The 8,803-nt window shown below is 68.9% G+C and carries 7 protein-coding genes and 1 pseudogene; 1 reads left to right on the plus strand and 7 read right to left on the minus strand.

Translation table 11 applies throughout. The annotated features are described in order from the left end of the window. Window positions 1-493: 493 nt before the first annotated feature. The gene (locus tag Q9G87_RS42215; protein ID WP_305922223.1) at window positions 494-862 is read right to left on the minus strand and encodes a YciI family protein; all 369 of its coding nucleotides are present in this window, start codon (window positions 860-862) and stop codon (window positions 494-496) included. A 334-nt stretch (window positions 863-1,196) separates the two neighbouring features. Here Q9G87_RS42215 and Q9G87_RS42220 point away from each other — a divergent pair. After that, window positions 1,197-1,867 (plus strand): annotated as a pseudogene (locus tag Q9G87_RS42220) (transposase); the annotation flags it as partial. 71 nt (window positions 1,868-1,938) lie between these two features. On the opposite strand, the gene Q9G87_RS42225 reads toward Q9G87_RS42220, so the two are convergent. The 6 genes from Q9G87_RS42225 to Q9G87_RS42250 all read right to left on the minus strand — a co-directional run. After that, entirely contained in the window at window positions 1,939-4,686 is a 2,748-nt protein-coding gene (locus Q9G87_RS42225; RefSeq protein ID WP_305922224.1) for a helix-turn-helix transcriptional regulator, read from the minus strand. Window positions 4,687-5,103: 417 nt separating this feature from the next. Beyond that, window positions 5,104-5,346 (minus strand): hypothetical protein, encoded by a 243-nt coding sequence (locus Q9G87_RS42230; protein WP_305922225.1) that lies wholly within the window; start codon window positions 5,344-5,346, stop codon window positions 5,104-5,106. A 250-nt stretch (window positions 5,347-5,596) separates the two neighbouring features. Next, entirely contained in the window at window positions 5,597-6,094 is a 498-nt protein-coding gene (locus Q9G87_RS42235; protein ID WP_305922226.1) for a hypothetical protein, read from the minus strand. Further along, a complete protein-coding gene (locus Q9G87_RS42240) occupies window positions 6,091-7,590 on the minus strand; it encodes a sensor histidine kinase (protein WP_305922227.1) in 1,500 nt (499 codons plus the stop codon). Before Q9G87_RS42240 ends, Q9G87_RS42235 begins: the two co-directional genes overlap by 4 nt. 7 nt (window positions 7,591-7,597) lie before the next feature. Further along, entirely contained in the window at window positions 7,598-8,272 is a 675-nt protein-coding gene (locus Q9G87_RS42245) for a response regulator transcription factor (protein ID WP_305922228.1), read from the minus strand. Between the two features lie 276 nt (window positions 8,273-8,548). Further along, the coding region (locus Q9G87_RS42250; protein ID WP_305922229.1) for an aspartate/glutamate racemase family protein at window positions 8,549-8,803 on the minus strand (255 nt) is incomplete at its 5' end.

The following is an 8,803-nucleotide window of genomic DNA, read 5'->3' on the forward strand; positions in this document are numbered from 1 at the left end:
TCGCAAGCGTGATCCGACCGGCGAAAGCGCGCAGTACAGCAGTGGCCTTGTCTGACATCGCTGCCGAGCCGGCTCCCTCGCGGCGCTGTCGTCGTTCCCGGCGTGCAGTGCGAACCAGCGCACGTTGTCTGGCTTCTGCGGCCGGGTCGCTATTAGCCTCGATCCGTGGATCAGCCTGCGTGGTGAGTGTCGCTCGCTGAGTTGATCTTGTCCTGCTGGTCTGACCGTTGCTCGTCGTGAGCGTGCACCGGACCCTACGGGTGCTGACCGGCCCGGCGTTGCGCGAGTTAACGCGTTGAGGGTGTGACCGATTCTGCGGGAATCACCTTCTCGATTTCGGACACCACAAATACGCCATTGTCTCCGGTCCCACCCTTCACGTAGAGGATGTCGCCTTCGCGAGCAAGCACGGTTCCAGTGGCATCTACCAACCCGGTCGGATCAGAGCGAAGCCGCATGCCTTCGGGCCATTGATGTGTCGCCGGCCGGACCGTCAGGCAGTGGGTTCCTCCTGGAGGGCACGTACCTCGATCCTGCTTCGCAGCGCCCGCGAGACCTGCTTGGTCCATTCGATCGCGACGTCGTCGTTTTCGGCCTCGATGATCCAGAAGCCCCCGAGGTACTCCTCGGCCTCGACGAAGGGGCCTGGTGTGAGTACGGGGCTATCACCGGAGTAGTCCACCGTGGTCGCGTTCGACGGCGGGTGCAGGCCTCCAGCGGACACGAACGCGCCCGCCTGCTGAAGGGCGGTGTTGAACGCATCGACCGCGGCCATTATCTCCAGCAGCTCCCCGGGGTCCATGCCCTCCGTCGTCGGCTCCTCGACGGAGTCGTGGGGGAGGCTCAGAAAGTACTTCGTCATTGTCGTCTCCTCGTCGTGGGCGTTGCTCTCGATGGTTGTTTCTGACGAATTCGAGCGTTGCGGCCGACGACCGCTGTCTGAACGCTGGAAACGCTAGGCGGGGGCTCCCCAGTGACGCATCGGTCATCGTTACCGGTGTCCGGGAAACCGATGACTGGCGTCGGCCACTAGCTACTTGCCCCTGAAGAAGTCCCCGGGGTAAGTGTTTCCGGCCTCGGCGATCACAGCGCTCGGAGGTTCGGCCGGTTGACAATGACGTCGGTGTCATTCTCTCCGGAGGTGGTGGCCGGTGCTGCGAGTCTCGGGGCGACAGATCGCGTTGGCGTCGGTGGAGCACGGCGTCCGCAAACTGAACGGGCTGGTGCGACGGATCAAGGCCGCTGGAGCGGCCCGTCGGACCCGTTTTCGCGACGGCCGCCACCATCGCCACTCGCACGCTCACCGACGTGGCCGCGGTGATCCGCAATGCCCGCCATACCGCATCCCGGCGGCCGTCAGGTCGGCTCAACCGTCTGGTCAATGACCTGGCGCAGACGGTCGCTGGGGTGGAGCGACTGCTGAGGCAGACCGCGCAGCGCCTGGCAGGTAACCGCACCATCCCCGACCGGATGTGTCGTCGGCCGATCCCGATGCCCGCCCCATTCGCAAAGGCAAGCCTCAACACCCCACCCAGTAAGGCCACCGGCCGCATCCCGGCAACGGTGGCTGGCGATCGAGGCTTCGGCACCGCCGCCAACGACAAAGCCCTCGCCGACCTCGGCGTCAGACACATCGGCCTGCAACGCGGGGGCACGCTGAGCAAGACCCGCCGACAACACGAGCAGAGTCGATCCTTCCGCCCCCTGCGCAACTGGCGCGTGGGCATCGAGGCCCGCATCAGCCACCTCAAACGAGGGTTCGGACTGCGCCGCACCGCGCCTACGCCATCACGCAGGCACACGGAACTGGGTCGGACTCGGGATCTTCGCCTACAACCTCCAGCGGATGACGGTCATCAGCGGGTGACCACAGGACCTGGGCCCCTTGGGATGTCTGACCCACTGCATCCACGCTCCCCGACATGCGCATCCGGTCGATCAGGGCTCGCCAACAGCGGGCTGGACGAGGTCAGTCAGCTCGGCGCGACCGGTGACGCCGAGTTTCGGATACGCCTTGTAGAGGTGGTGGCCGACGGTCCGTGGGCTGAGGAATAGCTGTGCGGCGATCTCCTTGTTCGTGTGACCGGTGGCGGCCAGCCGTACGACCTGCAGTTCCTGCGGGGTCAACAGGGTGAGCGGGCCGCTGCGCTGAGGCTCATCGCCCCGCTCGCCGAAGGCGGCTAGCTCGCCGCGCGCACGCTCGGCCCAGAGCCCCGCGCCGAGGCGCTCGAACGCGGACACCGCCGCCGCGAGATGGGCGCGGGCCTCGGTACGGCGGCGCCGGCGGCGCAGCCACTCGCCGTAGACCAACTGGGTACGGGCGCGCTCATAGGGGCCGCCGTGCCGCTCGTGGAGCCGCAGCGCCTCGGCGTACAGCGCATCGGCGTCGCCGTCGTCGGCCAGCAAGGCCCGGCAGCGTAGTACGAGCCCGGTGGCGACCGGGCGGTCGACGTACTCAGCCCAGTGGCGGAACGCTGCCAGTGGTCCGTGGGCGCGATCCGGCATGCCGCTGCGCACGGCTGCTTCCACCAGATCCGGCACCGCCCGGACCAGGAGGTCGCGGCTTGCAGGTCCCCGGGACACTCGCTCGAGCCGGTCGAATGCTTCCCCGAACCGCCGGGCGGAAAGGTCGAGCATGCCGAGACCCCAGGCCGCGATCTCGGCATTAACCCGGTGCCGGGCTCGGGCTCGCGCGAGCACCTCCTCGGCAAGAGCTCGGCAGCGTGCCTCGTCACCCGACACGGCGTGTAACCACACCTCCACCGACCGGTGTGCAAGGCTCTCGGTCGTGTTCCCGAGTTCGTCGCTCACGGACGCGCCTTCCGCCACACACGCGCGGGCGTCCGCGAACTCGCCGCGGAACAGCCGCGCCACCGCGAGCACGTTCAGGGTGTACGGGACCCACCCCAACGCCCCGTTAGCCCGCACCTCGGCCAGCATGTCCTCGGTCCCCGCGATGACGCTGTCGTCGTCCGCGATCATGAGCCCGCCGAACCCTGCCGTGATGCGATGAACCAGGTCGTTCCCGCCGCCGCGTGTGGCGGTGTGGAGATCGCGCATCGGGCCGACGGCCAGCTCCGGGCGTCCGGCGAAGAGCTCCGCCCACCCGAGAAGGGCGGCGACAACGGGTGCCCAGTGCTCCGGCGGGGTGAACCCGCGCATCAGATCCGCCGCACGCTGCAGGAGGTCGTGCGCCGCTCCGTGCCGGGCGGCGTGCGCAGCCTCGTAGAGTGTGAGCGCGGCGCGCTCCGGATCGGTGTCGCACACCAAAGCGGCGGCTTCGATCGTCAGCTCCGCATCGGCCCGCGGCGAGGTGCGTTCGTACTCCACGGCGCCACGGGTATAGATGGCTGCGGCCCGGATGCCGGGGTCAGTGGTGAGCGAGAGCGCTTCGGCCGCCAGCCGGGCGGCGCGGTCGGCCTTGCCGGCATCGAACGCGGCCTGGCTGGCCCGAGCGATACGCCGGGCCTTCAGCTCCCGGTCGGCACTGAGTCGACCGGCGCGGTCGTAGGCAGCGGACATCGCCATCGCGCCGCCTCGGTGCCAGGCCCGCTCCGCCGCGCCTTCCAGTTCGGCGGCCACAGCCTCGTCGGGGGCGGTGGTGGCAGCAGCGAGGTGCCAGGCCCGACGGTCGGCATCGGCGTCCGCGCGCAGCGCCTCGGCGTACGCGCGATGTACCTCGATCCGCCGGTGCAGCGGCGCGTCCTGGTAGGCGGCTGCCCGTACCAAGGGGTGGCGGAACGTGATCTGGCTGTCGATCCAGACCAGCCGGTCGCGTTCGGCGGGAGCCAGGTCGCCAGCGGCGCCACCGAGGGATTCGATCACGTGCAGGATCGTCGTAAGAGGCGCCGCCATGTCGGCCGCCGCCACCAGAAGCGCGCGTTGGGTAGGGTCGGGAAGCCCCACGATCTGGTGGCGGAATGCCTCCTGAACGCGGCGGGTCACCGGCAGCGGGCCGACCTGCTCAGCCGGGTCGGACTCGTCGACATCGTTTGCCGCGAGCCGCGACGACCCGAGCTCGATGATCGCCAGGGGATTGCCGCCGGACTCTGCGAGGACCCGGGTCCGCACCGGTTCGATGAGTTCCGGTGCGTGGTCGTCGAGCAGTCGGGCGGCATCGGGCGCGGCGAGGCCGGACAGATCCACGACCTCGACGCCTGCGATTTCGAACGGCACCGACGTCTCGCGCACCGCAAACAGCACCGCGATCGGATCGGCCACGAAGCGGCGGGCCGCGAACAACAGCGCCTCCACGGAACCCTGGTCGAACCATTGCAGGTCATCGACCACGCACAGCAGCGGGGCATTCTCGGCCAGATCGGCGAGCAACGACAGGGTGCCGGCGGAGATCAGGAACCGGTTGGCTTCGTCTCCCTCTGACAGGCCGAAGGCGCAACGCAGTGCCCTGGCCTGGGGAGCGGGGAGGGCGTCCAACCGATCCAAGTGAGGAAACAAGAGTTGGTGCAGGCCGCCGTACGCCAGCTCGGAGTCGGACTCGACCCCTGCTCCGCGGATCACGTGCATGCTGCCCTCGGCTTCGGCGATCGACACAGCGTGGTCGAGAAGAACCGATTTCCCGATGCCCGCCGCGCCCCGCAGCGCCAGCGCGCCGCTGCGTTCGTCGCGCGCATTTGCCAGCAGGCGTTGAATCCGCGCTTGCTCGACCTCCCTGCCCACCAGTGACATGCGTTGCTCCTATGTCAAGCCGCTGCCGCGAGTGCGGTCGGCTGGACGGTTTTGCCGGAGGTGGCCGCCCAAAAGGCCCGGTTGCGGTCCGACATGAACTACTCCAGGCTCCCCTATACCTCTTGCGCGTAATAGGTATTGCTAGCCCTATCTGGTGCATCTTGTCTGACACGCCTCGGGCCGCTGCGGCCGCCTGCTGTACAGCAGGGAAGTACAGCAACGCCGCCTCACATAGCCTAATGGTCCCGTACTTCATCACACAGTTGAGCAGCGGCGCTGGCCCTGGACCACGATGCTCCGCTTCACTCGTAACGAAGTGGTCTTGTGGCTTTGCGATAAGCGCTTAGAAAGTTGGTGCGCATGACGGCGGATCGCCCTGACTTCATAGCCGCATGGCCCTGCCTTCGTAGGGACGTGTCACCTGCTAAAGGGTTGGGGCGGTGTTTCGGGGGCATTCGTGATGGAGACGGTCGTGAGTGCCTCAGCCAGTTGATGCATCGAGGAGACGGCAACTGACCCGCCGACGCCAGCGAGATGCTTGCGCTTGCCGTGCTTGGTGACCACGCCGATCGCCTGGACGCCGGCGTCCGCGGCCACGAACATTTCCTCAGAGGACACGCTGATCAGCGTGCAGTCAGACGGTTCCGCGTCCAGTGCCATCACCGCCTGCCAGAGAAGGTCGACACCCGGCTTTTGGTGTGCCCCGGGTTAAGTGGAGGCAACCATACGTGCGCTGTTGTTCTCCGAGTGGATCAGCGTCAGCTCGAGAAGCTGCCCTCGGTTAAGATCTGGTTCTCCGTGATCGGCACCGTGGACTCATCTCGGTTCCCTGTCGCTACCACCGCTAGCCGCACGCTCCACTCGAGCTGACCAAGACCACGGCGACTTGCCCGACGATAAGGATGAGCCGCTACCGACGCTCCGGGCAGTTTCGGGGGCCGACGCTCTGCCCGGCGCCGACGACGGTGACCTGGACAGGGCTTTCTGACGCCGCGGCGGCGACGACGGTGCACACGATCTGCTCGACGGCCAGTGTGGACAGTTCGCCGGCCGGGAGGGACAGGGTCACCACCAAGTGGTCGGCCGCCTCGGGAGTCACCGAGAAAGGTCCGGCTTCGGGCGGGACCTCGGTGGTGAGGCCGCGCGCCTGCTCCGCCGCGCTGGGGCCGTCAGCCAGCAGCGCGAGCGTGTCTGGCCGGAACATGGGACGACCACTGCGCCGTGTTACCGCGCTGAGCCGCCCATCCTTCACCAGATAGAGGGTGATCGACGTGCTGGTTCGTGCGACGCCTCCGCTCGGCGGGTCACCGGCGGGAATGACGTCGCTGGGCCGCACGCCGCAGCCGGCTACGGCGACGAGCGATACCAGGCCCGCGGCGAGCACGCGGCGGGCGAGACCGGTCCTCATTCGGAGCCTTCCTCTGGATCGTGGGCCCGGCGTGGCAGGCGCAACGTGAAGACGGCACCGCCGTCCGGGGAGTTGGTGACGGTGAGGTCGCCTCGGTGCAGGAGCGCGTTCTCCCGCGCGATCGCCAGGCCCAGGCCGCTGCCCTCGGACCTGGCCCTGGCCGCGCTGGCCTTGTAGAACCGGTCGAACACGTGGGGCAGCACCGCTTGGTCCAGCCCCGGTCCGTGGTCGCGGACCTCGAGAGTGATCCAGTGTTCGTCGGCGCTGAGCCGTACCGAGACCGGTGGCTCGCCGTGCCGCAGGGCGTTGCCGACCAGGTTCGCGAGGATGACGTCCACCCGGCGCGGGTCCAGCCGAGCCGTCACCGACGGCGGAAGCTCGGTGCGCACCTGTTCTGACCAGCCCCGGATGCGCAAGGTCGCGCGCACCAGCTCGGCCACGTCGACCTCGTTCAGGGCGAGAGCCGCGACGCCGGAGTCGAATCGGCTGATCTCGATGAGGTCGTTCACCAGAGCGGTGAGGTTGAGCGTCTCCTGGCTGACCAGTCTGGCGGCCTTGCCTGCGGGCTCGGGCAGCCGGGCCGCTTCCTCCTCCAGGACGTCGGCGACTGCGGCGAGCGCGGCCAGCGGGGTGCGCAGCTCGTGGGACACGTCGGCCACGAACCGGCGGGCGTCGGCCTCCATCTCGCGCAGCTGCTTGACGTGCCGTTCCAGCTCCGCGGCGGTGTTGTTGAACGTGCGTGCCACGTCGGCCAGTTCGTCGGAGCCGCGCACCGCGATCCTGGCCCGCAGCTCGCCTTCGCCCAGCAGGCGGGCCGCCCGGCCGAGCTCGCGCACCGGGCGCAGCACGCCACGGGTGGCCAGCAACGCGAGGAAGACCGCGAACGCCAGGGCCGCCCCGCCGGTGGCCCAGGCGAGTGTGGCGAGCTCGTCGATGCTGCGCTGCTCGGCAAGCAGGCTACGCGCGGCGTAGACCTCGATGCCGGACACCCGCGTCGTGCGGTCCGGCTCGACGATCAGCAACGGTGAGCCGATGATCAGCCAGGGCACGCCGTCCCGCACCACGCGTTGCCACGCGATCTCGCCGTCGGCCACCACCTGCCGCAGCCCCGGTGAAATCACTCCGAGATCCAGGTCCAGCACCCTCCCGCCCGGCGTGGAGCCCTCCGGGGGGCCTGGCCCGGAGCGCCCCGGCGGGGCGACCGGCGAGTAGATCCCGCGGTAGACGGCGACCGCGAACTCCACGCTGTTGTGGTCGGGGACAGCGGCGGCGATGTCGCCGAGCTCGTCCGGGCCCGGCGTGGCACTCCGCAACGGGTAGAGCATCTGCAGGCGGCTTCTCATCGCCTGCACCGTGGCATCCTGGGTCCGCTGCAGGATGTCGTTGCGGGCCTGGACGTAGATCCCGCCGGCCACCGCCGCCGCAGTGACGACACACAGCAGTGCGAACGCCAGCAACAGCCGCGTACGCAGGCCCAGGCTCGACCAGAGTGTCACGGGCGGCTCACACCGGTCCGAACCGGTATCCGAACCCACGCACCGTCTGCACGTAGACGGGCGTCGCCGAGTCGTCCTCGATCTTGGCGCGCAACCGCTGCACGCACGCGTCCACGAGACGCGAGTCGCCGAAATACCCGTGCTCCCACACCGACTCCAGCAGCTGCTGGCGGCTGTGCACCCGGCCCGGCGTGCCCGACAGCTCGAGCAGCAGGCGCAACTCGGTCGGGGCGAGGCTGACCGGCAAGCCGCGTTTGGAGATCACCAGTCCGGCCCGATCGATGGTCAGGTCGCCGTGCCGCTCCAGCTCCGCCTGGTCCCGGCCGATCCGCCGGAGCACGGCGCTGATGCGTGCTTCGAGCACCCTGGGCTGCGCCGGCTTGACCACGTAGTCGTCGGCGCCCGCCTCCAACCCGGCCACCACGTCCATGTCGTCACTGCGCGCGGTCAGCATGATGATCGGTACCTCCCCGGCGGCCCGGATGCGGCGGCAGACCTCGAATCCGTCCATGCCTGGCAACATCAGATCGAGGACGACGACGTCGGGAGGGTCCGCACGCAGCCGCTCCAGCCCCTGTTCGCCGGACTCCACCGCGTGCACCCGGTGCCCATGCCGGGTCAGGGCCAGCTCAAGGCCCTCTCGCACGGCGGGGTCGTCCTCGATCAACAACACTCGCGGCACGCCCCCGAGTTTCATAGCACGCCCCCGCATCTGTCCGCCGGTCAACCCCTCAACTGTCGGCCCGCCGTGTCCCCGCCTCGTCCGCGCCATGTCATGGTTGTGTCACCTTCGTGCCCGCGGCCGCGCCGACGATTGCGGCGGTCGGCACACAGTGACATGCGGCGGGATGACGCGAGCACATTCGCTACCAAGCGTAGTTCGTCTCCGGCATGGTCACGCTGGTGCTCACCGTACTCCTGCCGCCCGTGGCGTTCGCGCCGCGACCGAGTGTGTGTGTCAATCTGCCAGCGCGAAGCCGGCCGCCGCCTCCGCGTGCAGACGGGCGCTCGGCAGCACCGGGATGGCGGTGTCCTTCTCACTGATCAGGAGCTCGATCTCCGTGCAGCCGAGGATGACGCCTTCGACGCCGTCGTCCGCGAGATCGGCGATGATCTGGGCGTAGGCGTCCCTGGACGATTCCCGGAGCACCCCGCGTATCAGTTCGTCGAAGATCACATGATGGACCATTTCCCGCTGCTCGCGCCGCGGGAC

The organism is Nonomuraea turcica (genome assembly GCF_030718205.1).
Lineage (GTDB): Bacteria > Actinomycetota > Actinomycetes > Streptosporangiales > Streptosporangiaceae > Nonomuraea.

Coding starts and splice junctions, on each gene's coding strand:
- Q9G87_RS42215 (WP_305922223.1), bottom strand. CDS start 862: ATGACGAAGTACTTTCTGAGCCTCCCCCACGACTCCGTCGAGGAGCCG.
- Q9G87_RS42235 (WP_305922226.1), bottom strand. CDS start 6,094: ATGAGGACCGGTCTCGCCCGCCGCGTGCTCGCCGCGGGCCTGGTATCG.
- Q9G87_RS42225 (WP_305922224.1), bottom strand. CDS start 4,686: ATGTCACTGGTGGGCAGGGAGGTCGAGCAAGCGCGGATTCAACGCCTG.
- Q9G87_RS42230 (WP_305922225.1), bottom strand. CDS start 5,346: ATGGCACTGGACGCGGAACCGTCTGACTGCACGCTGATCAGCGTGTCC.